The sequence below is a fragment of the Vogesella sp. XCS3 genome (genome assembly GCF_020616155.1).
Lineage (GTDB): Bacteria > Pseudomonadota > Gammaproteobacteria > Burkholderiales > Chromobacteriaceae > Vogesella.
In genome coordinates, this window is record NZ_CP085530.1 from 3,354,098 (window position 1) to 3,380,410 (window position 26,313).

The window sequence follows — 26,313 nt, forward strand, 5'->3', positions numbered from 1 at the left end:
GCCAGCCAACAATGTGTCGTTCCACCTGAAAGGCATGAGCCACGCCGGGCTGGTGACGGTGGCGCAAGAAGGCCGCTTTCAACGCTACCGCGCCAACCTGGCGCTGATGCAGCAACTGCTGGCCTACCTCACCGACGAATGCTGCGCCGGCCAGCCGCAGCAGTGCCCGGAGCTGGCCGTGCCGTGCTGCCCGCCTCCGGTTTCCCCGTTTGCTATGACCACCCTGGAGCCTGACATCATGCGCGACCGGGTCTACAACGTGCTGTTCATCTGCAGTGGCAACAGTGCCCGCAGCATCATGGCCGAAGCCATCCTCAACCAGCTGGGCGAAGGCCGCTTCCGTGCGTTTAGTGCGGGCAGCCACCCGCGCGGCTTTGTGCACCCGCAAACGCTGGCCACGCTGCAGCAGCACCAGCACGACGCTGCCAGCGCGCGCTGCAAGAGCTGGGACGAGTTTGCCGGCCCCGATGCGCCGGCAATGGATTTTGTGTTTACCGTGTGCGACGCCGCAGCCGGTGAGGCCTGCCCGGCCTGGCTCGGCCAGCCGATGACGGCGCACTGGGGCTTTGCCGACCCGGCTGCGGTAAGTGGCGACGAAGCCACGCAGCACAAGGCCTTTGTGCGTACCTACCGTGACATCACCACCCGCTTGCGCCTGTTCCTCAGCCTGCCCCTGCACAAGCTGGACCGCCTGGCGCTGCAGCATGCGGTGCAGAACATTGGCCGGCCAGATGCGCTGAGCGGCGAGTCGCAGGCATGAGTAGCACTTGCGACACCCGGCCGCCGTCTGCGGCCAAGGGTATGAGCCTGTTCGAGCGCTACCTCAGCGCCTGGGTGGCGGCCTGCATTGTGGTGGGCCTCGGCCTGGGCCAGCTGTGGCCGCAGGGCTTTGCCGCGCTGGCGGCCATGGAAATCGCCCGCGTCAACCTGCCGGTGGGCGTGCTGGTGTGGGTGATGATCATCCCCATGTTGCTGAAGATCGACTTTGGCGCGCTGCACCAGGTGCGCCAGCACGTGCGCGGCATCGGCGTGACCCTGTTTGTGAACTGGCTGGTCAAGCCGTTTTCCATGGCGCTGCTGGGCTGGCTGTTCGTGCGCCAGCTGTTTGCGCCGTGGCTGCCAGCCGACCAGCTGGACAGCTACATCGCCGGGCTGATCCTGCTGGCGGCCGCACCGTGCACCGCCATGGTGTTTGTGTGGAGCCGGCTTACCGGGGGCGACCCGTACTTTACGCTGTCGCAAGTGGCGCTGAACGACCTGATCATGGTGTTTGCCTTTGCCCCGTTGGTGGCGCTGCTGCTGGGCGTGTCCAGCATCGCCGTGCCGTGGGCTACGCTGCTGACCTCGGTGCTGCTGTACATCGTGCTGCCGGTGCTACTGGCGCAGGCGCTGCGCAAGTGGCTGCTGGCACGCGGCCCGGCTGCGTTCGAGCGCGCCATGGCCGCCATCCAGCCGTGGTCGATGGCGGCGCTGCTGCTGACGCTGGTACTGCTGTTTGCCTTTCAGGGCCAGGCCATTCTGGCGCAGCCGCTGGTGATCGTGCTGCTGGCAGTGCCCATCCTGATCCAGGTACTGTTCAACGCTGGCCTGGCCTACTGGCTGAACCGGCGCCTGGGCGAGCAGCACAGCGTGGCCTGCCCGTCGGCACTGATTGGCGCGTCCAACTTTTTCGAGCTGGCGGTGGCCGCCGCCATCAGCCTATTTGGCCTGCACTCCGGCGCCGCACTGGCCACGGTAGTGGGGGTGCTGATCGAGGTGCCGGTGATGTTGCTGGTGGTACGCGTCGTCAACGCCAGCCGTGGCTGGTACCAGCAAGCTTAAGGTTGGCCGCACGGCGTCTGGGGTAGCAAAAAGCCGATGGCGGGTGCCATCGGCTTTTTTGTGGGTAGCGAAGGCGCTTACTGCGGCGGCTGCCACACGCCATCGTGAAAGAAGCGGCGGTAGCTGTGCAGCCACGGCTGGATGTCGTGGCCGCCAGCGGCTAGCCACGCCGGGTTGTAGTAGCTGTTCAGGTAGCGGCTGCCGTCGTCGCAGATCATGGTGACGATGCTGCCTTGCTCGCCACGCTGCAGCATGTCGGCCATCAGCAGGCATACGCCGTAGAAGTTGGTGCCGGTGGAGCCGCCGCACTTGCGGCCCAGCACTTCTTCCAGAAAGTGGATAGCGGCGTAGCTGGCCACGTTGGGCACGCGGATCATGTGGTCGATCACCGTGGGGATGAACGACGGCTCCACCCGCGGGCGGCCAATGCCTTCCACACCGGAGCCACCCTCGCAGCTACAGTGCGCGTCGCCGCTGACGTAGCTGGCGTAAAACGCCGAGTTTTCCGGGTCCACCACGCACACTTGCGTCTGCTTTTGCTGGTAGCGCACGTAGCGGCCAAAGGTGGCGCTGGTGCCGCCGGTGCCCGCGCCGCACACAATCCAGCGTGGCTCCGGCTGCGGCTCCAGCGCCATCTGGCGGAAGATGGTATCGGCAATATTGTTGTTGCCGCGCCAGTCGGTGGCGCGTTCGGCGTAGGTGAACTGGTCCATGTAGTGGCCGTTCAGCTCGCGCGCCAGGCGCTGCGATTCGTCGTAGATGGTGGCCGGGTCGTCCACCAGGTGGCAGCGGCCGCCGTAGAACTCGATGGCGCGAATCTTCTCGCACGAGGTGCTGGCCGGCATGACTGCAATAAACGGCAAACCCAGCAGGCGGGCAAAGTAAGCCTCGGACACCGCCGTGCTGCCGCTGGACGCCTCGATCACCGGCGTGCCCTCTTTAATCCAGCCATTGCTCAACGCGTACAGAAACAGCGAGCGCGCCAGCCGGTGCTTCAGGCTGCCGGTAGGGTGGGTGGACTCGTCCTTGAAATACAGCTGGATGCCGGGCGCCGCCGGCAGCACCAGTGGTATCAGGTGGGTGTCGCTGCTACGGTTGAAATCGGCCTCGATCTTGCGAATGGCCTGCATCAGCCAGCTTGTCATGGTGTCTCCTCGCCGGCCAAGGTTGGCCGCAAACGTCTTATTGGATACAAACCATTGTAGCGGGCCAAAACTGTGGCCATCAGTGGCAGCAGTGGCACAAAACGGGGATACAGTTGGAGGGCGGGCTGGGTGGGGCGGGTAAGTGCGGTGTGCCCACCGGGCTATTGCTAGCGAGTGGTGGGCACGGGGTGTGGGCGTCAGGTGTGGTAAGCGTTAATATCAGCCAATCGTATTGCTCTAGCAGTTGGCATTGATGTTTTGTGAGCTCTGACGTTAGAGAGGTGGCGTCATTTGCATGTTGGCTTGAATGATTTGTTATGTACTTTCTAATCGAAGGATGGCGGCCTTGATAGACTCGGTCATTTCATAGACTCTCTGCGTATTAAGGCGTATTTCTTCACCTTCTTTGAACCATGTAAAGACTTTAAGACTTTTGAAATCTTTATTCCCTCGACCACGGTTGTGAACAATAGCATGTCGATAATGCCTTAAATCTCCTATTTCATTAATTTGCAATTCATCTTTTGTTTTTCCAAGTTGCTTTGCAATATCCTCTCGGTATTTGTGTTCCCAAAATCCAAAGATAGTGACTAAGGTCATTTGGGCTGCCCATCGATCATTGTGAGGCTTTGTTGCACAAATCAGCCGTAGGTCGAACTACCCCAATCCCCAGACGGATTTATCCCATACGGACCGTTTGCGGCGTGCCCAGTGCTGTGAAGCGATTCAGAATCGCTGCACAGATTTGAAGCTCCGCTACTTGCCGGTCAAAGTCCCGTGACTTAACCCGATCTGCCAGCAATTTGAAACAGTGCATCTTCGTTTCGACCAAGCTGCGGCGATGGTAGCCACTCCACTTTTTCCAGAGCGCGCGCCCCAGATACTTCACCGCTCGTAGCGACTCATTGCGAGCCTGATTGCCCCGTAAATTCCCTTTCCAGAATTGGCCATTTCGACGTGGGGGAATGATGGCTGCCGCCCCACGCTCTGCAATCGCTGCGTAACATAGGCGTGTGTCGTACGCCCCATCCGTGGTGACGGTTACCAGTCCCTCTCCCGCCGGAATTTGCGATAGCAGCTCTGGCAGCATCGTGGCATCTCCAGTGCGATTGTCGGTCACTTCCATTGCCCGGATTTCCAGCGTTTGCGCATCTATGCCCAGATGCAGCTTGCGCCATTGGCGGCGGTAATCAGCGCCATGCTTTTTCACCTTCCACTCGCCTTCACCCATCATCTTGATGCCGGTGCTATCCACCAAGAGATGCAGACAACCTTGCTTTTTCTGTACCGGGATGCGGACTTGCAGGTCTTTCTGGCGGCGGGAAAGCGTGCTGAAGTCGGGGACGGCCCAGTCAAGGCCAGCCAGGCGCAACATACTTTCGACCATACCTGTGGCTTGCCGTAGCGCCAGGCCAAAGAGGCATTTGATGGTGAGACAGAACTGGATGGCAGCATCAGAAAAAGTTAGCTGCCGTCCCCGCCTGCCGGTAGCCGGTGCCAACCAGTTCATGCCTTTGTCGAGCCAGAGAAGGAGCTGCCCTCGTTGCTTGAGGGACTGGTTGTATGACTGCCAGTTGATGGTTTGGTACTTGGGAGGAAGGGGCTTGCTCATGCGGTCATTCTACCGGACGGACGCAAGCACTGATTTGTGCAACAAAGCCTCGGCTAACTATCAGTTAGGAAACCGCAAGGTAAAGCAATTCACACCCGCGGCTGAGTCGACGGTAATGTGCCCACCGTGCAGCTCGACAATCGACCGGGTAATGGCCAAGCCCAAGCCTGCGCCATCGGACTCCCCCGCGACGCGTGCAGGGTCTGCGCGGTAGAACCTGTCAAACAATCGGGGGATGACCGCTTCGGGTATGGCGTCCCCTTCGTTGCGTACCTGGAGGGCCCAGCCGGTAGCGTCTTCTGCCATGACGATGCTGACGACACTACCGGGATAGGCGTGGCGCAGTGCGTTGGACAGTAGGTTGCTGAGTGCCCGTCTCAGCATCAGACGGTCACCTTGCAACTGACCGTGACCAGCTTGCTGCAAGCGGATGTCTTTCTCTTCTGCTAGCGCGTCGTAAAACTCGAACAGTGCCGCGACTTCATCCTCGATGACAATCGTCTCGCGGCTAGGCAAAACCAGGCCATGCTCGGCTTTGGCCAGAAAGAGCATGTCAGACACGGTGCGGGCAAGACGCTGAAACTCTTCTGCATTGGATGCCAGTATTTCCCGGTACGCTTCCGCGCTACGTGGTTGGGCGATGGCGACCTGTGTTTCGGTCAGCAGATTGCTGATGGGCGTGCGCAGCTCATGCGCCAGATCGGAAGAAAATTCTGACAACTTGTGAAAATCGTTCTGCAGCCGGCGCAACATGGCATTGAGGGTATGTGCGAGATCGGCCATTTCTGGAGGTACCGAGTCAACCGGCATTTGTGCGTCCAGATGTTGCCCGGTGATTTGCTGCGCTTTGGCTTTCATGTCACGCAGCGGGGCCAGACCATTGTGTGCTACCCACCAAGCCAGCAAACCGCCCAGTAAAGCCGAGAGAACGATGTATCCCAAGAGGGAGTGACCGACGGTATGCATGAAGTGCTCATGTCTCTTGGTGTCAATCACGGCGCAGATGGTCAGCTCGGTCCGTTGCTGATCTGCCAGTTGTCCTTTACTGCACAGGCCGTGGTAGTTGGCGCCCTTGTGCTGCCAGCTCTGCATGCTCTGGTTTGTGATCGGTTGGGTATCGGGAAAGTAAAATCCCGCGGGCACGGGGGAAGTGTACACGGGGTAGCCCAGGCGCTGTAATTGCACGTAAAGGTCGCGGTGGTTATGTACCACGTCATCGAGCCGGGTAGCCAAAGCGCCAAGGTTGGCCGTGGTGCGCATGACTTCCTGAATCAGGCCAATCTTGTCGCGCAGGTCATCTGCATCTTGCTCATCGAAGTGGCGATTCACCATCACGCCGACCAGCACGCCCAGGCCTGCCAGTAACAGAACGGATACCAGCGCGTACAGCAATGTCAGTCTGGCCGTGAGTGACAGACGGTACGTCATGCATCCGTCTCCGGTACTTCCAGTACGTAACCCATGCCGCGTACGGTATGAATGAGTTTGGGTTCGAAGCCGTCGTCAATTTTTACCCGCAACCGGCGCACGGCCACATCGATGACATTCGTATCGCTATCGAAATTCATGTCCCACACCTGGGAAGCGATCAGGCTGCGCGGCAGGACCTCGCCTTGGCGGCGCATGAGCAGCTCCAGCAAGCCGAACTCTTTGGCAGTCAACGTAATCCGCTTGCCTTCGCGACAGACCCGTCGCCGTAGCAGGTCCAGCTCCAGCCCGGCAATCTGCAACGTTGTCGTATCTTGCGGACTGCGACCACGGCGCAAGATGGTGCGTACCCTGGCCAGCAACTCTGCGAATGAAAAGGGTTTGACCAGGTAATCGTCTGCGCCCAGCTCCAGGCCCTTGACCCGGTCCTCTACCTGGTCGCGTGCAGTCAGGAAGAGGGTCGGCATGGTTTTATGCCGCAGCCGCAACTGCGTCAGCACTTGCCAACCATCCATGGTAGGCAGCATCACGTCCAGAATCAGCAGGTCATACATCCCCTCCAGGGCAAGGTAAAACCCCTCCTGCCCGTCTTGTGCCAGATCCACCGTAAAGCCGGCCTCGCGTAGCCCCTGGCGCAAATACTCCCCGGTCTTGAGTTCGTCTTCGACAATCAGAATTTTCATCGCCATTCCCGTATCAAGCCGACAGTTTGCCATTTCCCGCGATGGAATGCGCCAGATGACAGATTTGTAATCTGACTGTCAGTTTGTTGTTGGCTGCCGTCGGTCAGACTAGGCGTACTGAATACGGACCTGATTTTCTGCCAACGCGCCGCAAGGCTTGGTCGATAGCAGAAAAGGAGAGTGGAGTATGAATAAACACACAACATGGCTTGCCATCCTGCCACTGCTGGCCAGCCTGGCGCAGGCACAGCAAGCCCCGGAAAGCGAGTGGCGGCAAGCCAACCGGCACGTGGCCGAATTCCCGCGTGGGCATGCAGATGTTTTGAAATGGGAACAGCAGCAGGCAGTCGCTGCCGTGCCGACTGTCACCAAAGCTGCCCCATTGCAGATTGGGCAACTCGCCGAGGGAGTACGCCTTGCTTGGCAAGCTCACCCTGAACTGGCGAGATCACTGAACCAGCTTGGCGCCGAGCAAACCGAGCTGCTAGCGACTGGGCAGTGGCAGGCCTTGTCGCTGACACAGTTGCGCCGAGTGGAAGACGCTGCAGAACTGATCGAGATTGCTCATGGTTCGCGCAAGGTTCTGCTAGCCGCCGTTGCTGCAACACAAGCGCAGCCCTATCAGCATCAAATCCTGAAAGCCGCCGAAGCCGCATCCGAGCTGGGTGAGCGTATGGCGAAAACCGGTAACTGGAGCCAGCTACAGGCGGCGCAGCGGCAGCTGATTCATCTTGATGCGCAGCAACAGTGGCAGCGCGACCAGTATGCCGTGGCGCAGAACGAGATGGCGCTACTCAAGACAATACAGCAATGGGCTCGCACCACCCCACCCAGCTTGCAGCTGCCAGCCGCACTGCCCGAACTGCCGGTTACCCCATTGAGCGAGCAAGCCATGCAAAGCCGGCTGGCTCAGGTGCGAGATACGCTGCCTCACCGTGAAAAAGTCACCGCGCTGCCCAATGCAGAGATGGCCTACCGCGCCTACCGTACCGCCCATGCGCTGGCTAGCAAACAGCAGCAGATACAGACATTGAAGCAGTTTGTGTATGACGAAACGGTGCTGCGTTACAACGGCATGCTGATGAATACCTGGGAATTGCTGGACGAGGCGCGAGCCTTTGCGGAAGCAAGGGTCCGGGCCATCAACGCCATTCGCGACTTCTGGCTGGCAGAGGCAGACCTGCAACTGGTTCTGCTGGGTGGACAGCCCGAAAGCTTTGTAACGTTGGCCGCAGGCAGCGGCGATAGCCCTGCTGCTGCGGGACATTGAAAGGATAAGGCATGAGTATTGATCAATCCCGCCGCCAATTTTTTGCGGGCGCTGCCACCGCCGTCGTTGGTGCTACTGTCGCCCGTTCGGCACTGGCTGCGTTACCGGAGCCCGTCATTCAGACCTCGGTAGAAACCGCGCCACCACTGATTCCCGATACCGGCCGCCCGTACAACCCGGTGGTAACCCTTAATGGCTGGACGCTACCCTGGCGAATGAACAATGGCGTCAAGGAGTTTCACCTGGTCGCCGAGCCGGTAGAACGCGAAATGGCCCCCGGCTTTACTGCCCAGCTGTGGGGCTACAACGGGCAGAGCCCGGGGCCGACCATTGAGGTTGTCGAAGGTGACCGCGTACGTATCTTCGTCACCAACAAGTTGCCGGAGCATACCAGCGTGCACTGGCATGGCCAGCGCCTGCCTAACGGCATGGACGGCGTGTCCGGGCTGACCCAGCGCAGCATTAAACCCGGTAAAACCTTTGTTTACGAGTTCGAAGCACGGCGCCCGGGGACATTCATGTACCACCCGCATGCCGACGAAATGGTGCAGATGGCCATGGGCATGCATGGTTTCTGGGTCACCCACCCCAAGGGCAAACACCCGCTGATCGACGAGGTCGACCGCGACTTCTGCTTCCTGCTTAATTCCTTTGATGTAGAGCCCGGCAGTAAGACGCCCAAGGTCAATACCATGACCGATTTTAATATCTGGGCGTGGAACAGCCGCATCTTCCCGGGTATCGATTCGCTGAATGTGCGCCTGAACGACAAGGTGCGCATCCGGGTGGGCAACCTGACCATGACCAACCACCCTATCCACCTGCATGGCCACGAGTTCCTGGTGACCGGCACCGATGGCGGGCCAACACCCAAATCCACCCGCTGGTACGAAGTCACCACTGATATTGCAGTCGGCCAGATGCGCCAACTGGAGTTCATTGCGGACGAGGAAGGCGATTGGGCCATCCATTGCCATAAAAGCCACCACACCATGAACGCCATGGGGCATGACGTACCAAACATGATTGGTGTCGATCACCGAGGACTGGTGGGCAAGATCCAGCAAGTAGCACCGGATTACATGCTGATGGGTGAGCGTGGCATGGCGGATATGGGGGAGATGGAAATGCCGATTCCCGATAACACCGCACCCATGATGACCGGGCAAGGCCCGTTTGGCCCGCTGGAGATGGGGGGCATGTTCAGCGTGCTGAAGGTGCGCAAAGACCAGCCTGCCGGCAGCTACAAAGACCCGGGCTGGTTTCAGCACCCGGCGGGTACGGTGGCGTACGAATACCGGGGGGAACTGCCTGCGGCCTCACGTCAGCCCGCTGCGGCCAACCCAGCCGCTGCCACGGTAAAAGCCAAAAAACCGGGGACAACGCCCGGTCACCACTAATCACACCCTCAGGAATAGACCACATGAAAACCACCCGCCAATTGATCGCCATTGCCTTGCTGGCTAGCGTGGGGACTGCCCCAGCCTGGGCTGCCGGCAGTCATGCAGGCAGCCATGACGAATCTGCCATTGGGTTGCCGGGTAAGGCTGCCAATGTCACTCGCACCATCCAGATGGACATGTCTGACAACATGCGCTTTTCAGCGCCGTTGATTCGTGTGAAGCAAGGCGAGACTGTCCGTTTCGTTGTGCAAAACCTGGGTAAGGTAAAGCACGAGTTCAGTCTGGGGACAGAAAAAGAGCTGCTTGAGCACTACGAGCAAATGAAGAAATTTCCGGACATGGAGCACGACGAGCCCAGCAAGGTATCGCTCGCACCCGGCACCAAAGGCGAGGTGATCTGGCAGTTCACCAAGGCAGGTACGGTTCACTTTGCCTGCCTGCACCCCGGGCACTACGATGCCGGCATGAAAGGCTTGGTCAAAGTAGACAAGAAGTAAAACCATGCGGGCGAGCAGAAAGCCTGCCCGGCGTATTGATGTTTGAGGAGTATGAAACCATGACCATTCGTACCGTGTTTTTCGCCACCGCTTTGGGCTTGGCTGCTTTCAGCCCTGTCGTTCAAGCTACCCAGCACACCATGGCAGGCAGCCACATGAGCGCCAGCAATCACATGAACATGATGGCTGACGGTGAAGTCCGCAAACTGGACCTGGCTGCCGGCAAAATCACCATCAAGCATGGCCCGATTGCGCACATGGACATGCCAGGCATGACCATGGTGTTCACCGCCAAAGACAAAGCATTGCTGGATAAGGTCAAAGTGGGGGACAAAATCCGCTTCATGGTCAGTCATGAGGACGGCAAGATGATGGTTACCGACATCCAGCCAGCCAACTGATACCCGTACGGCCGTGTCACCACGGCCTTTTTCACCTTTCAGGATGTCGACTCAATCATGTCGTTGCTGACGTCTAAACAGAAAATGGCCTTCATCACGTTGCTCGTGCTGGCGGCTACGGGGGTTGCCGTTTATTTGACGACCGATCGCGGCCCGGTGGCACAACCGTTTGCACTACGCCCGGATGATGCGGCACTGGTGACACGTGGCCATCAGGTGTACCTGGAAAACTGCGCCAGTTGTCATGGCAGCGAGCGTGAAGGGCAGGCAAATTGGCGTGAGCGTAACGCGCAAGGCATGTTGCCGGCGCCGCCACACGATGAAAGCGGCCACACCTGGCACCACCCGGACGAGATGCTGTTTGCGCTGACCAAGTACGGCGTTGCCAAGGTGGCCAATATGCCAGGCTACCAGTCCGCCATGCCAGCATACGAAGGCAAGCTCAGTGATAGCGACATCATCGCGGTGCTGTCCTGGATAAAAAGCCAGTGGCCAGAAGAAACGCGCAAGCTACACGATCAGGTAAATCAACGCGCACAGGTAAAGTGAGGGCATTGCCATAGCCTTTAGCGAGGCTTTAGTTTGGTGTCCGATTGCCATCAGGTTGCTGATTAGAGAGTGCCATGATAGCTATTGCCTTTGGTGTGGCATTTCTTTTTGCTCGAACAGCCCATCACCTCTCTGTGCTAACCACTGCTATTTATTAAATCCAGTCGCTACTTGCTTGCTTATATCCCCCCGGGTAGGATGCTGAGCCATGAGCATACACACTTCCCATCCCGACATTATCAAGCGCCTCAAGCGTGCCGAAGGCCACCTCAGGAGCATCATCACCATGCTCGAAGAGGAGCGTAGTTGCCTGGAGATTGCCCAGCAGCTGCAAGCCGTAGAAAGCGCCGTGACGAATGCCAAAAAGACGCTTGTTCACGACCATATCGAGCACTGTCTAGAGCACGCTGTACGCGAAGGTGCGCAGAGTGCAGACGACACCTTGCGTGAATTCAAAGCCATTACCAAATACCTCTGAGGCGCTACCTGCCATGACTGAGTTTGCTACCCTTCTGCAGCAAGGTAATGCCTGGCTGTTTATCCCTAGTGCCATCCTGCTGGGCGTATTGCACGGCCTGGAGCCGGGCCACTCCAAGACCATGATGGCTGCCTTTATTGTGGCCATACGCGGCACGCTGGGGCAGGCGGTGTTGCTAGGCTTGTCGGCTACCCTGTCGCACACCGCTGTGGTGTGGGCTGTGGCCATGACTGGCCTGTACTTTGGCCAGAACTGGGACCCGGGCAAGACCGAAGCCTATTTTCAGCTGGCATCTGCCGTGATTATTGTTGGTGTAGCCGCCTGGATGATCTGGCGCACCTGGTATAACCAGCAATGCGCGCACGACCATGACCATCATCACGACCATGACCATGATGAAGGCCAGACCATTGATACCGGTCACGGCAAGGTAAGGCTGCAGGTATTCGAAGACGGCGTACCGCCTCGTTTTCGCCTATATCACGCAAGCCAGCATGGCCATCTATGGACGGCTGAACATATCCGTGTGGAAACCCTGCGCCCAGATGGGCAACGGCAGGTTTTTACTTTTGTGCAGCGAGATGGCTTTGTGGAGTCCGAGCAGCTCATTCCCGAGCCACACGAATTCGTGGCGCGCCTGAGCCTGGGGCATGGGCAGCATAGCCACGATTACGAAGTGCAATACGTCGAACATGGCCACGATCACGCTGTAAATGACTCGGATGGCCTGAACGTATCGACAGACGGTTATCAAGACCCGCACGAATTGGCCCATGCAAACGATATCCGTCGCCGCTTTGCCGGGCGGGAGGTGACCACCGGCCAGATTGTCATGTTTGGCCTGACAGGCGGCCTGATTCCGTGCCCGGCCTCGATTACTGTTTTGCTGCTATGCCTGCAGTTAAAGAAAGTCGCACTTGGGGCGGTGCTGGTGCTGTGTTTCAGTATTGGGCTGGCGCTGACCATGGTGGCTTCGGGGGCATTGGCCGCACTCAGCGTGCGCCATGCCCGAAAACACTGGGGCGGCTTTGGGGATTTTGCGCGTAAAGCGCCTTATTTCTCTGGCGGCCTGATCATGCTGGTGGGGCTGTACGTGGGCTATCACGGTTGGCTGGCGTTGCCCGCGGCCTAGCAAACACCAGCAAAGATTGTTCTGTGATGCGATGCAAGGTCATACCGATGAATGCCGCCATGATGAGCGAAGCCGATGATGCCCCTTGGCAAATCGTCATGGCGCAGCTGCCATTGGCTTTTGGCCTGGCGGGTCATAATTTTCTGGTGCTGCTGGATGGCAACGTGCGTGTAGCATCAGAAATCAATGGCTTAGCCATAGGGCAGAATGGCAGCGTGCGGGCTATAGGCTGGCGGCTTGGCGACCGATTGCGGGCGGTGGTCAGTAGCGGTAGTTGTTACTATCAGGGAGCTTTGGGCCAAGCTGTGCTGTATGTAGGTCCGCGGCAGGCTGCCATGCGGCTGTGGCTGAAAGCCGAAGAGAAAGCCTGTGCGATCAACGCCCTGGCCCTGAAATATCCGTTTTTAGGGTGCGGTAAAAACAGCAACTCCGTAGCCAGCACCTTGATTCATGCCATGGGTCTGGCAGAGTGCCGGCCTTCGCGGTCAGCAGTCATCGATTTTGGCCGTGGCAAGATACTGGTTTGATCACTTTCAGGTGCTAGCGTTACGTGTTAAACGCAACCGATTTCTTGCAATGAGAATGCTCTGGCATGCCATATGCCAGAACAGCTTTTGTCATGACCTCATGCAGAGTATTTGCTTGTCCCATCTATGGCCCACGGCTTAGGTGGATAGTTGTGTGCTGAGACGTTGGAAGAGGGAGATTGGAACAGGGCTAGCCTGACGCACTTGGTCTGTTTTTTGCCATTTTTAATATAAAATAATTATAAATAATTAATTTCGCTGCTCAATCCATCCGGCTTTACTATGTATTCACCTCTCAGGAGCCTTCCATGCTTTCCAAACTAGGAATTGGCCATAAATTGCTGTTGCTTGTGTTGCCTTTCGGTGGCGCGGCGTGTGTATTAGGTTTGACGTTGTCACTGCAGCGCTACGAGGTGTTCACTGAAATGCGTAGCGCGCAAGAGCTGGTTGCCGTTGCAACGCAAAGCGCCAACCTGATTGATGGCTTGCAGACCGAGCGAGGATTAAGTAATGGCTACCTGAGTGGTCAGGGTCCGTTGCCGGACAAGCTAAAAGAAGCCAGACAGAAAACCGATCAGTCTCTTTCCAGCCTGGCAGGCGTAGTCAGCACTCTATCTGCTGGTGAGCTGGCAGGGAGTAGTCAGCGGGTGGTGACTGATGTGCAGAACCTGCTAGCCAAGCGCGGGGCAGTAGACAGCCGCGGGCTACCTGCGACAGAAGCTTTTGCAGCTTACAGTCAGCAAATTGATGCCCAAGTTGCCTTATTGGCGAGTCTCGGTCGTGCTACGGATGCTGGTGATGTGATTCGCTACAGTACTAGCTTATCTAACCTGTTGTGCGTAAAGGAGTACGCAGGGCGTGAGCGTGGCTTTGTGAATGGCTTGCTATCGGGTGGGCCGGTTTCTTTGGTTGGACTCGCGCAAGCGACAGCGTTGCAAGCGCGTCAAGATATGTGCGCCAGCCAACTGCTGCTGCTGTCGCCAGCGCATGTTCGAGAAGCCATGCAGCCATATTTGCAGTCTGATGCTGATGCAGCGCTGGAAACCCTACGCCAGACTTTGCACGCAACGGCGCCGGGCACTGCCGCCTCAATAGACCCTGAGTTATGGTTTACTGCGGCTACTGCACAGATCGTTCAACTGAAAAAAGCACAGGACGATTTACTGTTAAGGTTGAGTAATACCGTAGAGCAGCATCAGGACGATGCTAGTCGCAGCCTGATCTTAACTCTGGCCTGTTCCGTGGTGTTGCTGGTGCTGTTGATTTTTGGTGGTGGTGCGGTATATCGCAGTATCCGTTACCCGATTGTGAGGCTGTCCGGCCTGATGCAGGAGATGAGTCACAATCTTGATCTGGCTGTGCGTGCCAAGCTGGAGGGGAGTGATGAAATCGCCGGCATGGGCCAGGCATTCGACCGGCTGGTGAGTGCTTTTGGTGAAACTCTTAAAGATGTGAAGCTCAATGCTCACCAGCTTGTAAAAGCTTCTGATGCCTTGCAGGCGGTCTCTGCTCGCGCAGCGAATGCTGCCGAGGCGCAAAGTACCTCTTCGTCGGGTATCGCTGCTGCTGTTGAACAAATGACCGTTGGTATTGCTTCTGTTAGTGACAATACGCGGGATAACTTACAAGTCGTGCAGCAAATGCAAGAGGGCGTCAATGTTGGCCGTCACCGTATGCAAGCGACTGCCGCAGCGATGACGCAGACTGCTAGCAGTGTGGAGGGAGCGGGGCAGGTCATACAGGATTTGGCCGAGAAGTCGCAAAATATCCGGCGCATTATTACCGCCATACGCGAGATTGCTGATCAGACCAACCTGCTGGCATTAAATGCTGCTATCGAGGCTGCACGAGCCGGGGAGATGGGACGTGGTTTTGCCGTGGTGGCTGATGAGGTGCGCAAGCTAGCGGAGCGCACTGGTAAGGAAACCGTGGAAATTGCCAGTTTGATAGAAACGATGACAGCCAGTACGAATGATGCATCCAGTCGAATGCAGCAAGCACATAGTCAGATGAGTGAAGGGCTGCAGCTGGTGCAGTCTAGTCTAGACGAATTGGGGCGTATTCACCAAGAGGCTGACCTTAGCGCAAGTAAGAGCCAGGACACCGCGGCCGCGATGCAGCAGCAGTCGGCTGCCAGTAATGAGGTAGCTGTCAATGTCAGCAGGATTGCATCACTAGCAGAAGACAATGCGGCCATTGTGGATGAGGCAGCCCAACTGGCCAGTCAGCTCAAGCAGACTGCCTCTACCCTGGTTGGTTACGTTGACCGCTTTAAGCATACATCCAGCTAGTTCCTAGCTATTAAATGAGCAAAAGCGCACTGTTCGTAGTGCGCTTTTGCTTTTATATAGGATCGTGCTGTTTGCCGATTGGGTCTATCTTATCGTTAGATATGGTGTTTGGTAGTCGTCTCTGGCGTGTGCTGATGATTTTTCATGACAAAGAGATTGGGTGTGGCGGGTAGTGGCTTGATGTTCTCAGATCAAGCAAGCTTGTACCAAGACACTAGGTATCTCATTTATGCAGGCAGCTGCGCTGGTTAGATCTGGCCTGTCTAGCTTTAACTACTCAGGGAGTGCCGGATACGCCCATTTAGGTCTAAAGATCTAGCTGGTCTACGCACTCTAGGTCAGAGGTGTTGAATGTACTTCCTGATATTCTTTCCGGGCTCAAGGGGTACGCAGCGGCGAGTCAGTGTTGCTGTCGTAATGTAGATCAATCCGGAGTTAGCAGAACGATACGTCGCGAAGATATTTAGTCTGGCTGTTGCGTAGTGCTGCTGACTCTGAAATAGCAGATTAGGTCATTTAGCGTGCAGATGTGTGATATGGCTACACCACTTCTTGTGTTGGCGGGTTGGTCTGGAAGTGGCAAGACCACGCTGCTGGAGCAGTTGTTGCCCTGCTTGACCGCAACCGGTTTGCGCGTGTCCGTGGTTAAGCACAGCCACCATGCGGTGGATTTCGACACCCCAGGCAAGGATAGCTACCGCCACCGAGCAGCCGGTGCGGCACAGGTAATGCTGCTGGGTGAACGCGGCCTAGCCGTCTATGAAAACCTGTCAGCGCCCTTAGACTTGGCAGCACAACTGGCACGGCTGCACCCGGTAGACCTGGTGATTTTGGAAGGGCAGAAGTGGCTAGCGGTGCCTAAGCTGGAGGTACACCGCTCGGCGCTGGGTAAGCCCTTGCTGCAACCGGACGATCCAGACATTCTGGCGGTAGCTAGCGACGCTACCTTGCCGGCACTGGCAGTGCCACAACTCGACCTCAACGATATCGATGCCATTGCCGCCTTTGTGCTGCGCTGGTGGGAGCAACAAGCATGAGTAGCATCCGCATCCTGTACTTTGGTCGCCTCAAAGACGCCGTCGGTCGTGCCGACGAAAACCTGGACTGGGCTGGTGGTAGCACCAGCCAGTTGCTGGCGCAACTGCGCAGTCGTGGTGAGGCGTGGGCCGGCGCGCTGGCTGAGGGCCAGGTGTTCCGCCTGGTCGTCAACCAACAGATCGTGCGCGGTGACGCCGACATCCCCGTCGGTGCCGAAGTCGGCATTCTGCCGCCGGTAACGGGGGGCTGACATGCATTGCGATATCACCATACAGACCGCGCTGTTTGACCTGGGCGCCGAAGAAGCGATGCTGCGTGCGCAAGCTGGCGATGCCGGCGCGCTGGTGGCGTTCCAAGGCATGGTGCGCGGTCACGACGCCGCCATCCCGCTGACGGCACTGTTCCTGGAGCACTACCCGGGTGTGACCGAAGCCGAAATCTGCCGCATCGCCGAGGACGCCGCCGCACGTTGGCCGCTGACGGCGGTGCGGGTCATTCACCGCGTGGGCAGCCTGGCGCCGGGCGAGGGCATCGTGCTGGTGCTGGTGGCGTCCGGCCACCGCGCGGCGGCGTTCGCCGGCGCGGCCTTCCTGATGGACTACCTGAAAACCGAAGCACCGTTCTGGAAGCGCGAACACTTTGCCGACGGCAGTCTGCGCTGGGTGGACGCCAAGGCCAGCGATGATGATGCCGCTGCACGCTGGGCCTGATCTGTAGATTCTGCTTCCGGTACGCCGCTGCGTGGTGTCTTGCTGTCTGTTTTGCTTGGCCCCTATCGTTGTGGCCAACCTTGTCATCTACTTCAGGATTTGTTACCTGGAAGCGTGGCTGATGTCGCCTGTGCTTTTGTAAAAACTACTGCGCAAATTACCTCTAGTTATTCCGGCTTAGTTCTGGACTCCCCACCTGCTTGTCTGGCTACGTCATCGGCAGGGTTGTTCTTACTCCTCCGGCCAATACCCGTACACGTTGACGGGGCATAGCATGCCTCTGACTCTTTCGTACAGGTAATGTGTCATGGCATCCCCGGCTTATAAGCAATACGCGGTGCTGGCTAGTAGCACTGTGGCGTTCACTGTCTGTTTCATGATCTGGATGATGTTTGCTGTACTGGGCATTCCGATCAAGCAGCAATTGGGCTTGAGTGAAACCCAATTCGGTATTTTGGCGGCCACACCGGTGCTATCAGGCTCGTTGATCCGCGTGCCGCTGGGCATCTGGACGGACCGCTTTGGCGGTCGCATCGTGCTGTTTGTGCTAATGCTGGCCAGTGTTGTACCCATTTACATTATGCAGTTTGCCACTGCGTACTGGCACTTTCTCACCATCGGTCTATTTGTCGGTTTGGCTGGGGGTTCGTTTTCAGTAGGTACGCCTTATGTAGCGCGCTGGTTCCGGAAGGAACAGCAAGGCATGGCTATGGGTGTTTTCGGTGCAGGTAATGCGGGCTCTTCGCTTACCAAGCTGGTCGCACCTGGCATCATTGCTGCTGCTGGCTGGCAGATGGTGCCTACCGTGTACGCCGTAATTATGTTGGTGACTGCCATTCTATTTTGGGTTTTCTCTTACCACGATCCAAAGCATGTTGTGTCCAGTAAGGCTAGTTTGAGCCAGCAGTTGGCACTAATGAAAAACCCAGCAGTGTTACGCTATTGCCAGTACTACTCCGTGGTGTTTGGCGGCTATGTGGCACTGGCGTTGTGGATGACGAAATACTACGTGGCCGAATATGGCTTCGATATCAAGCATGCAGCTTTTCTTGCCGCCTGCTTCTCCTTGCCTGGTGGCGTTTTGCGTGCGCTGGGGGGGTGGTTATCAGACAAGTATGGTGCTTACAAAGTGACTTGGGGCGTGATGTGGGCGTGCTGGGTTGCTTTCTTTATCTTGTCTTATCCGCAAACTCACTTTGTCATTCAGACTGTTAAAGGCCCCCAGGGCTTCGAGATTGGTTTGAGTGCTACTTGGTTCACGCTGCTGCTGTTTGGTGTAGGCGTCGCCATGGCTATCGGCAAGGCGTCGGTGTTCAAGTTCATCGCGGACGAGTTTCCCGACAATATCGGTGCCGTCTCTGGCGTAGTTGGTTTGGCCGGCGGCCTGGGTGGCTTTCTGCTGCCCATCCTGTTTGGTCTGCTGGTGGACCTGACTGGTGTACGTTCTAGCTCGTTCATGCTGTTGTACGGTACTGTTTGCGTCAGCCTGGTTTGGATGCACTTCTCGTTCAAACCGGTAGCTCAGGCTCGACAGGCCGTGCTCAAACCTGCGGCTAACAACTAGCAAGGCACCTGTTTTCTCGGTTAACAAACCGGGGCGGCAGGGGCCGCCCCGACAAGGGAGCGAATCATGTCTGAACACGTCCTTCACCGCTGGGAGCCGGAAAACCCGGCCTTCTGGCAACAACAAGGTAAGCCGGTGGCACGCCGCAACCTATGGCTGTCTATCCCCGCGCTGACACTGGCCTTCATCATCTGGCAAGTGTGGAGTGTGGCGGTACTGAACATGCCCAATATCGGCTTCAACTACACGCAAAACCAGCTGTTCTGGCTGGCCGCGCTGCCGGCGCTGTCCGGCGCCACGCTGCGCATTTTCTACAGCTTCATGGTGCCGATCTTCGGTGGTCGCAAGTGGACGGCTATCTCCACCGCCAGCCTGCTGATCCCGGCCATCGGTATCGGCTTTGCAGTGCAGGACACCTCCACCAGCTACGTCACCATGCTGATCCTGGCGCTGCTGTGTGGTTTTGGCGGCGGCAACTTCAGCTCGTCGATGTCCAACATCAGCTTCTTTTTCCCCAAAGCCGAAAAAGGCACCGCGCTGGGTCTGAACGCCGGCCTAGGTAACCTGGGCGTATCGGTGGTGCAGTTCGTGGTGCCTATCGTCATCACCATGGGCCTGTTCGGCAGCTTTGGCGGCGAGCCGCAAACCTGGGTAAAAGGTGCGGCCAGCAAGCAGATGTGGTTGCAGAACGCCGGCTTCGTGTGGGTGCCGTTCATTGTGCTGTCCACGCTGGCGGCCTGGTTCGGCATGAATGACCTTGCCTCGGCCAAAGCGTCGTTTGCCGATCAGGCGGTGATCTTCAAGCGCAAGCACAACTGGCTGATGTGCTGGCTGTATATCGGTACTTTTGGTTCCTTTATCGGTTTCTCGGCGGGCTTCCCGTTGCTAGTCAAAGGCCAGTTCCCCGATATCGACCCCACCAAATACGTGTTCTTCGGCCCGCTGGTGGGGGCGTTGGCACGTCCGATTGGCGGCTGGTTGGCCGACAAGATCGGCGGCGCTCGCGTGACTCAGGTGGTATTTCTACTGATGATCGCGGCTGTATTTGCTGTAATCGGTTTCCTCCCTCACGCTGGCCAGGGTGGTAATTTCCAGGGTTTCTTTGCGATGTTCCTTTGTCTGTTTGCGCTGACGGGTATTGGTAATGGTTCCACCTTTATGCAAGTGCCAGCCATCTTTCTGACACTACACAAACGTATGGCAGGTCGTAGCGAATCAGCACAAAAGCAGGCAGTGGCCGATGCAACTAAGGAGGCGGCTGCGGTGCTGGGCTTTTCCGGTGCCATCGGTGCCTACGGTGGTTTCTTCATTCCCAAAAGTTACGGCACGTCGATTGCCCTGACGGGGGGGGTAGAAGCCGCGCTGTATGCTTTCATCGCTTTTTATGTGACCTGCATGCTGGTGAACTGGTGGTTCTATGCCCGCAAAGGCGCGGAAATTCCGTGTTGAGCTAAATCGTTTTCTCCAAGCGGTGCGACGCGCTGCTTCTTTTCACGCGCCCTACGGGGCGCGTTTTTTTATGCGCTGTTCGCTAAGCCGGACGGTGAATGTACGGATGGAGATAGCGTTGGTGGCTAAGCCTTTGGGAGTAGGAGGACTCCTCCCTCTGCCGCTGCAGTTTGCCACCAGTGGGGAATGGGAGGCGAGCTAGCCGGCGCCTAAGCTTGGTAGCGTGAATCGGGGTATCCGCATACCGCTTGCGGCCAACCTAAGCAGGCCGCAGCGGCGGCAAACACACGGAGGCAAAATGAGCCACTTTCTCGACAGACTAAATTTTCTTGGCAAGGTAAGGTCCACCTTTGCTGATGGCCACGGCGCAGTAGTAAACGAAGATCGTAAGTGGGAAGACGGTTACCGGCAGCGCTGGCAGCACGACAAAATTGTGCGCTCCACCCATGGCGTAAACTGTACCGGCTCTTGCAGCTGGAAGGTTTACGTGAAGAACGGGCTGATTACCTGGGAAACCCAGCAGACAGACTACCCGCGCACGCGGCCGGATCTACCTAACCACGAGCCGCGCGGCTGTCCGCGTGGTGCGTCGTACAGCTGGTATGTTTACTCGGCACAGCGTGTGAAGTACCCCATGGTACGTGGCCGTCTGATGAGGATGTGGCGAGAGGCCAGGCAGAAGATGGGTGCTATTGATGCCTGGCAGCTCATTAGCCAGAATCCTGAAACTGCCAATGAATATAAGAGTAAACGTGGCCAGGGTGGCTTTGTTCGTGCTAGCTGGGACGAAGTAAACGAAATAATTGCGGCAGCAAACGCGTTCACCATCAAAAACTATGGTCCTGACCGCGTTGTAGGCTTTTCACCCATTCCAGCGATGTCGATGGTGAGCTATGCCGCTGGCAGCCGTTACCTAAGCCTGATCGGGGGGGTGCCGCTATCGTTTTATGACTGGTACTGCGACTTGCCGCCAGCCAGCCCGCAAATTTGGGGCGAACAGACTGACGTAGCCGAATCGGCAGATTGGTATAACAGTAACTACCTGATGGTGTGGGGCTCCAACATTCCGATGACGCGTACCCCGGATGCCCACTTTTATACCGAAGTGCGCTACAAGGGCACCAAAACGGTGGCCGTCTCGTCCGACTTTGGCGAAATGGCTAAGTTTGGCGATATTTGGCTCGCACCGAAGCAGGGTACCGACGCGGCATTGGCCATGGCTATGGGCCACGTTATCTTCAAAGAATTTCACCTCGATAAGCCATCCGACTACTTTACCGGCTACATACGCCAGTACACCGACATGCCGATGCTGGTGACGCTGAAAGCTCAGGATGGTCGCTATGTGCCGGACTACTTCCTGCGTGCATCCAACCTGGTGGACAACCTGGGCCAGGACAACAACCCCGAATGGAAAACCCTGGTGCTGGACGAGCTTAGCGGCGAGCTGGTAGCGCCCAATGGTTCGGTGGGCTTCCGTTGGGGCCAAAGCGGCAAGTGGAATCTGGAAGAAAAAGACGGTGCCGGCAATGGCCGCGACATCAAGGCCCGCCTGTCTCTGATCGACCAGCGTGACGCCGTGGTGGGTGTGGGCTTCCCATACTTCGGCAGCGAGCATGACGAGCTGTTGGAGCGTAACGTCCCGGTAAAACGGGTTCGTCTGGCCGACGGTAGCGACGCGCTGGTGGCCACTGTGTTCGACTTGATGGCGGCCAACTACGGTATCGACCGTGGTCTGGGCGGCGGCAACGTGGCGCGCGACTATATGGACGACGTGCCCTACACCCCGGCTTGGCAGCAAAAGCATACCGGCGTAAAACCAGAGATGGTGATCCAGGTGGCTCGGGAATTTGCTCGTAATGCCGACGAGACACATGGCCGCTCGATGGTAATCGTCGGCGCCGCGCTGAACCATTGGTATCACATGGATATGACCTACCGCGGCATCATCAACATGCTGATGATGTGTGGTTGTATCGGTCAGAGTGGTGGTGGCTGGTGCCACTATGTGGGTCAGGAGAAGTTGCGCCCGCAGACAGGATGGGCACCGCTGGCTTTTGCCTCTGACTGGGTACGCCCATCGCGCCAGATGAATGGCACTAGCTTCTTCTATGCCCATACCAGCCAGTGGCGTCACGAGAAACTGGGTGTTGGTGAAATCTTGGCTCCTACTGCCGATGGCAAAATGGGCAATATGGCGCTGATCGACTACAACGCCAAGGCCGAGCGCATGGGCTGGCTGCCGTCTGCACCACAGCTCACCACCAACCCGCTTGACGTGGTGCGCGACGCTGAAGCCGCAGGGCAAGACCCGGTGGCCTACGCCGTGTCGCAGCTGAAATCTGGCAAGTTGGATATGAGCTGTAACGACCCGGACAACCCGAAAAACTTCCCGCGTAACATGTTCGTGTGGCGTTCCAACATCCTGGGTAGCTCTGGCAAGGGCCACGAGTATTTCCTCAAATACCTGCTGGGTACTCAAAACGCGGTAATGAATGGCGAGGAAGGCTGCATCAAGCCTACCGAAATCAACGTGCGACCGGCAGCCGAAGGTAAACTCGACCTGTTGGTTGTGCTGGACTTCCGCATGTCCACCACTTGCCTGTATGGCGACATCGTGCTACCGACGGCTACGTGGTATGAGAAGGATGACCTGAACACTTCCGACATGCATCCCTTCATCCACCCGCTGTCCGAGGCCGTGCAGCCGTTGTGGCAAGCTCGCAGCGACTGGGAGATCTACAAGGGTTTTGCCAAGGCGCTCACTAACGTTGGTGGTGACTACCTGGGTACCCGTAAGGATCTGGTACTGACCCCGCTAATGCACGATACGCCAGAAGAGCTAGGCCAGCCGTTCGACCCGCGCGACTGGAAAAAAGGCGAGTGCGAACCAGTGCCTGGCAAAACCATGCCCAAAATGACGGTGGTTGAGCGCGACTATCGCAAGATTTATGACAAGTTTACCGCTATTGGCCCCTTGCTGGAAAAAGTGGGTAACGGCGGCAAGGGTATCGGTTGGAAAACTGCGCACGAAGTAGATGTATTGCGCGGCCTCAACAAGACGGTGCAGGGCGGGGTGGCCGACGGCCAGCCGCGTCTGGATAGCGCTATCGACGCTGCCGAGATGATCCTGACACTGGCTCCGGAAACCAATGGCCACGTGGCGGTAAAAGCCTGGGATGCGCTGTCCAAGGTAACCGGCCGTGATCACACTCACCTGGCCTTGCCGCGCGAGCACGACAGCATCCGCTTCCGTGACGTACAGGCCCAGCCGCGCAAGATCATCAGTTCGCCAACCTGGTCCGGTCTGGAAAGCGAGGAGGTGAGCTACAACGCTGGCTACACCAACGTACATGAACTGATCCCATGGCGCACGCTCACCGGCCGCCAGCAGTTCTATCAGGATCACCAGTGGATGCGCGCCTTCGGCGAAGGCCTGTGCGTGTACCGCCCGCACGTGGACCTGAAAACCACGGCTGCCATCTTGGGCAAGAAGCCCAATGGCAACAGCGAAATCGTACTGAACTGGATTACGCCGCACCAGAAGTGGGGTATCCACAGTACTTACTCCGACAACCTGCGCATGCTCACCCTAAGCCGTGGCGGCCCACACGTGTGGATCTCCGAGATTGACGCCAAGAAGGCCGGCATCGTGGACAACGACTGGATCGAGGTATTCAACGTAAACGGCACGCTCACTGCCCGCGCCGTGGTATCGCAGCGCGTGCCAGAAGGCATGAGCCTGATGTACCACGCCCAGGAAAAGATCGTGAACGTGCCTGGTGCCGAAATCAGCGGTAAGCGCGGTGGCATCCACAACTCGGTGACACGAACAGTAACCAAGCCCACGCACATGATCGGCGGCTACGCACAGCTGGCCTGGGGCTTTAACTACTACGGCACCGTGGGCGCAAACCGCGACGAGTTCGTGGTGATACGCAAGATGAAGAACGTGGACTGGATGGATCGTCCACTGGCCGAGTAAGCCGTCTCAGACTGGATACGTGACGCTAGCAGGCCGCAGCCTGCTAGCGTCACAAGACAAGGAGTTTTTCACATGAAAATCCGTGCCCAAATCGGTATGGTGCTCAACCTCGACAAGTGCATCGGTTGCCATACCTGTTCGGTAACCTGCAAAAACGTGTGGACCAGCCGCGACGGTATCGAGTACGCCTGGTTCAACAACGTGGAAACCAAGCCCGGCATCGGCTATCCCAAGGACTGGGAAAACCAGGATAAGTGGCAGGGCGGCTGGGTACGCAAAGCTAATGGCAAGCTGGAGCCGCGTCAGGGCGGCCGGCTGAAGATTCTGGCCAATATTTTTGCTAACCCCAACTTACCGGCTATCGACGAGTATTACGAGCCGTTTACCTACGACTACGAGCACCTGCAGAACGCGCCGGAAATGATCACGCCGCCTACCGCCCGTCCGGTATCGGTGCTGACTGGCAAGAAGATGGACAAAATCGAATGGGGCCCGAACTGGGAAGACGACCTGGGTGGTGAATTCAGCAAGCGCAGCAAGGACGCCTTGTTCGAGGGCATCCAGAAGGAAATGTACTCGGCCTTCGAGAACACTTTCATGATGTACCTGCCGCGCCTGTGCGAGCACTGCCTGAACCCGGCCTGCGTGGCCAGCTGCCCGTCTGGCTCCATCTACAAACGTGAAGACGATGGTATTGTACTGATCGACCAGGACAAGTGCCGTGGTTGGCGCATGTGTGTGTCTGGCTGCCCGTACAAGAAAATTTACTACAACTGGACCACCGGTAAGGCCGAGAAGTGCATCTTCTGCTACCCGCGCATTGAGGCCGGCCAGCCTACTGTGTGTTCGGAAACCTGCGTTGGCCGCATTCGCTACCTGGGTGTGCTGCTGTACGACGCAGACAAGATCGAAGCCGCCGCCAGTGTGGAAGACCCGAAGAGCCTGTACGAGGCGCAACTGGGTGTGTTCCTGGACCCGCACTCCAGCACCGTGCAGGAAGAGGCTCGCAAGCAGGGCATTCCGGAAGCCTGGCTCACCGCAGCGCAAAAGTCACCGGTGTACAAGATGGCCATGGAATGGAAAGTGGCATTTCCACTGCATCCGGAATACCGCACGCTGCCGATGGTGTGGTATATCCCGCCGCTATCTCCCATCCAGAGTGCTATGGAAAACGGTTTGATCGGCGAAAACGGCATCATCCCAGACGTGAAAGACCTGCGTATCCCGATTCGTTATCTGGCCAATTTGCTGACTGCCGGCAAGGAAGAGCCGGTGGTGAGAGCGCTGGAGACCATGGTCGCCATGCGCCGCTACATGCGCGCCAAGAGTATCCATAAGCAAGTGGATGAGACCACGTTGAAAGGCACGCACCTAAAACCTCTTCAAGTCGAAGAAATGTACCAGGTGATGGCCATCGCCAACTACGAAGACCGCTTCGTTATCCCGTCCAGCCATAAGGAAATGGTGGAAAACACCTTTGATGACAAGGCCAGCTGCGGCTTCACCTTTGGTAACGGCTGCTCTGGCGGATCATCTGAATCTAGCTTATTTGGCAAGAAGAAGGCCACGCCTATTGTGTTCCACGATATGCGGCGCGATCGCAAAGCCAACACCGGGAGTAAGTCATGACACCAAGCATTGTTTACCGTGCACTGAGCACATTACTGGTGTACCCGGAGGCTGAATTACAAGCAGCTATTCCAGAATTGGCCAACACACTTGCCGTGGAGCCGGATGTATTACGTGGTGTCCAGCCGTTACTGACAAGGTTATCAGAAGGGGACTTGATAGAGTTGCAGCAAGACTATGTACAGCTATTCGACCGCAACCCCAGTCATTCGCTGCACCTGTTCGAGCACATTCATGGCGAAGATCGTGCCCGTGGCCAAGCCATGGTGGACTTAATTGATGAGTATCGTCGGCATGGCTTTGAGCCAGTAGCTGATGAGCTGCCTGATTATGTGCCGCTATTCCTTGAGTTCATTTCGCTGTGCGAGGCTGACGAAGCCGCTCGTTTACTGGGTGATGCCGTACATGTGCTGGCCCACGTGTCCAAGAAACTGGCAGATAGCGGCTCGGCTTACGCCGGGGTGCTGGATGCGCTGGTGTGGTTGTCGCCAGTGGTCCCCGAGCCGTTGACGGTACCGCCGGTCCGCGACATGGACGAGGCTCTGGAAACCTTCGGCCCCGGAGTCGACGGTGTGGAGCCTCTACTGAAGCCAGCTATGCCGTCTGTGGCCACAGTCAACTTTTATCCTAAGGGCCACGCTGCTACCCGTTAACCACGCATGTGGCCAGTCGTTAAGGTTGGCCACAGCAAGGAGAAAACA

At 57.5% G+C, this 26,313-nt stretch carries 24 protein-coding genes; 19 read left to right on the plus strand and 5 right to left on the minus strand.

Annotated elements, in window-relative coordinates; all coding sequences use genetic code 11:
- Window positions 1-238: 238 nt before the first annotated feature.
- Both LCH97_RS15980 and arsB read left to right on the plus strand, forming a co-directional pair.
- Window positions 239-760: an arsenate reductase ArsC gene (locus LCH97_RS15980; protein ID WP_227305398.1), complete on the plus strand. Its 522-nt coding sequence runs from the start codon at window positions 239-241 to the stop codon at window positions 758-760.
- On the plus strand, window positions 757-1,821 hold the full coding sequence (gene arsB / locus LCH97_RS15985; protein ID WP_227302539.1) for an ACR3 family arsenite efflux transporter: 1,065 nt from the start codon (window positions 757-759) through the stop codon (window positions 1,819-1,821). Before LCH97_RS15980 ends, arsB begins: the two co-directional genes overlap by 4 nt.
- Before the next feature lie 77 nt (window positions 1,822-1,898).
- Here arsB and LCH97_RS15990 read toward each other — a convergent pair whose 3' ends face one another.
- From LCH97_RS15990 to LCH97_RS16010, 5 genes are all read right to left on the minus strand, one after another.
- A complete protein-coding gene (locus LCH97_RS15990) occupies window positions 1,899-2,966 on the minus strand; it encodes a PLP-dependent cysteine synthase family protein (RefSeq protein WP_227302540.1) in 1,068 nt (355 codons plus the stop codon).
- A gap of 315 nt (window positions 2,967-3,281) precedes the next feature.
- Window positions 3,282-3,566 (minus strand): hypothetical protein, encoded by a 285-nt coding sequence (locus LCH97_RS15995; protein ID WP_227302541.1) that lies wholly within the window; start codon window positions 3,564-3,566, stop codon window positions 3,282-3,284.
- A 79-nt stretch (window positions 3,567-3,645) separates the two neighbouring features.
- Window positions 3,646-4,578 (minus strand): IS5 family transposase, encoded by a 933-nt coding sequence (locus tag LCH97_RS16000; RefSeq protein WP_227301451.1) that lies wholly within the window; start codon window positions 4,576-4,578, stop codon window positions 3,646-3,648.
- Between the two features lie 60 nt (window positions 4,579-4,638).
- Complete coding sequence (locus LCH97_RS16005; protein WP_227302542.1) at window positions 4,639-6,006, minus strand: heavy metal sensor histidine kinase; 1,368 nt, start codon at window positions 6,004-6,006, stop codon at window positions 4,639-4,641.
- The gene (locus LCH97_RS16010) at window positions 6,003-6,689 is read right to left on the minus strand and encodes a heavy metal response regulator transcription factor (RefSeq protein ID WP_227302543.1); all 687 of its coding nucleotides are present in this window, start codon (window positions 6,687-6,689) and stop codon (window positions 6,003-6,005) included. The genes LCH97_RS16005 and LCH97_RS16010 overlap by 4 nt, the downstream gene beginning before the upstream one ends.
- A 187-nt stretch (window positions 6,690-6,876) precedes the next feature.
- Between LCH97_RS16010 and LCH97_RS16015 the strand changes: the two genes are divergently transcribed.
- The 17 genes from LCH97_RS16015 (at window position 6,877) to narJ (ending at window position 26,265) form a co-directional block, all read left to right on the plus strand.
- The gene (locus tag LCH97_RS16015; protein WP_227302544.1) at window positions 6,877-7,959 is read left to right on the plus strand and encodes a hypothetical protein; all 1,083 of its coding nucleotides are present in this window, start codon (window positions 6,877-6,879) and stop codon (window positions 7,957-7,959) included.
- 11 nt (window positions 7,960-7,970) lie between these two features.
- Window positions 7,971-9,359 (plus strand): multicopper oxidase family protein, encoded by a 1,389-nt coding sequence (locus LCH97_RS16020; protein ID WP_227302545.1) that lies wholly within the window; start codon window positions 7,971-7,973, stop codon window positions 9,357-9,359.
- Between the two features lie 23 nt (window positions 9,360-9,382).
- Window positions 9,383-9,859 carry a plastocyanin/azurin family copper-binding protein gene (locus LCH97_RS16025; RefSeq protein WP_227302546.1) on the plus strand — a complete coding sequence of 159 codons (477 nt, stop codon included), beginning with the start codon at window positions 9,383-9,385 and terminating at the stop codon, window positions 9,857-9,859.
- A gap of 59 nt (window positions 9,860-9,918) precedes the next feature.
- Window positions 9,919-10,260, plus strand: a complete 342-nt coding sequence (locus tag LCH97_RS16030) for a copper-binding protein (protein WP_227302547.1) — start codon at window positions 9,919-9,921, stop codon at window positions 10,258-10,260.
- A gap of 135 nt (window positions 10,261-10,395) precedes the next feature.
- Window positions 10,396-10,809, plus strand: coding sequence for a c-type cytochrome (locus tag LCH97_RS16035; RefSeq protein ID WP_227302548.1), 414 nt, complete (start codon window positions 10,396-10,398; stop codon window positions 10,807-10,809).
- Between the two features lie 208 nt (window positions 10,810-11,017).
- Complete coding sequence (locus LCH97_RS16040; protein ID WP_227302549.1) at window positions 11,018-11,287, plus strand: metal-sensing transcriptional repressor; 270 nt, start codon at window positions 11,018-11,020, stop codon at window positions 11,285-11,287.
- A gap of 13 nt (window positions 11,288-11,300) precedes the next feature.
- On the plus strand, window positions 11,301-12,419 hold the full coding sequence (locus LCH97_RS16045; protein ID WP_227302550.1) for a nickel/cobalt efflux protein RcnA: 1,119 nt from the start codon (window positions 11,301-11,303) through the stop codon (window positions 12,417-12,419).
- Window positions 12,420-12,466: 47 nt separating this feature from the next.
- Window positions 12,467-12,946 carry a hypothetical protein gene (locus tag LCH97_RS16050; protein ID WP_017507091.1) on the plus strand — a complete coding sequence of 160 codons (480 nt, stop codon included), beginning with the start codon at window positions 12,467-12,469 and terminating at the stop codon, window positions 12,944-12,946.
- A gap of 308 nt (window positions 12,947-13,254) precedes the next feature.
- Window positions 13,255-15,237 carry a methyl-accepting chemotaxis protein gene (locus LCH97_RS16055; RefSeq protein WP_227302551.1) on the plus strand — a complete coding sequence of 661 codons (1,983 nt, stop codon included), beginning with the start codon at window positions 13,255-13,257 and terminating at the stop codon, window positions 15,235-15,237.
- Window positions 15,238-15,773: 536 nt separating this feature from the next.
- Window positions 15,774-16,274 (plus strand): molybdopterin-guanine dinucleotide biosynthesis protein B, encoded by a 501-nt coding sequence (gene mobB, locus LCH97_RS16060; RefSeq protein ID WP_038296597.1) that lies wholly within the window; start codon window positions 15,774-15,776, stop codon window positions 16,272-16,274.
- Window positions 16,271-16,525, plus strand: coding sequence for a MoaD/ThiS family protein (locus LCH97_RS16065; RefSeq protein ID WP_017507094.1), 255 nt, complete (start codon window positions 16,271-16,273; stop codon window positions 16,523-16,525). The genes mobB and LCH97_RS16065 overlap by 4 nt, the downstream gene beginning before the upstream one ends.
- Before the next feature lies 1 nt (window position 16,526).
- Window positions 16,527-16,985: a molybdenum cofactor biosynthesis protein MoaE gene (locus LCH97_RS16070; protein ID WP_227302552.1), complete on the plus strand. Its 459-nt coding sequence runs from the start codon at window positions 16,527-16,529 to the stop codon at window positions 16,983-16,985.
- Window positions 16,986-17,292: 307 nt separating this feature from the next.
- On the plus strand, window positions 17,293-18,549 hold the full coding sequence (locus tag LCH97_RS16075; protein WP_026107642.1) for a nitrate/nitrite transporter: 1,257 nt from the start codon (window positions 17,293-17,295) through the stop codon (window positions 18,547-18,549).
- 66 nt (window positions 18,550-18,615) lie between these two features.
- On the plus strand, window positions 18,616-19,998 hold the full coding sequence (locus tag LCH97_RS16080; RefSeq protein ID WP_017507097.1) for a NarK family nitrate/nitrite MFS transporter: 1,383 nt from the start codon (window positions 18,616-18,618) through the stop codon (window positions 19,996-19,998).
- Window positions 19,999-20,296: 298 nt separating this feature from the next.
- On the plus strand, window positions 20,297-23,983 hold the full coding sequence (locus LCH97_RS16085) for a nitrate reductase subunit alpha (protein WP_017507098.1): 3,687 nt from the start codon (window positions 20,297-20,299) through the stop codon (window positions 23,981-23,983).
- 72 nt (window positions 23,984-24,055) lie between these two features.
- Entirely contained in the window at window positions 24,056-25,612 is a 1,557-nt protein-coding gene (narH, locus tag LCH97_RS16090; protein ID WP_017507099.1) for a nitrate reductase subunit beta, read from the plus strand.
- Window positions 25,609-26,265 carry a nitrate reductase molybdenum cofactor assembly chaperone gene (gene narJ / locus LCH97_RS16095; RefSeq protein ID WP_227302553.1) on the plus strand — a complete coding sequence of 219 codons (657 nt, stop codon included), beginning with the start codon at window positions 25,609-25,611 and terminating at the stop codon, window positions 26,263-26,265. The genes narH and narJ overlap by 4 nt, the downstream gene beginning before the upstream one ends.
- Window positions 26,266-26,313 lie beyond the last annotated feature (48 nt).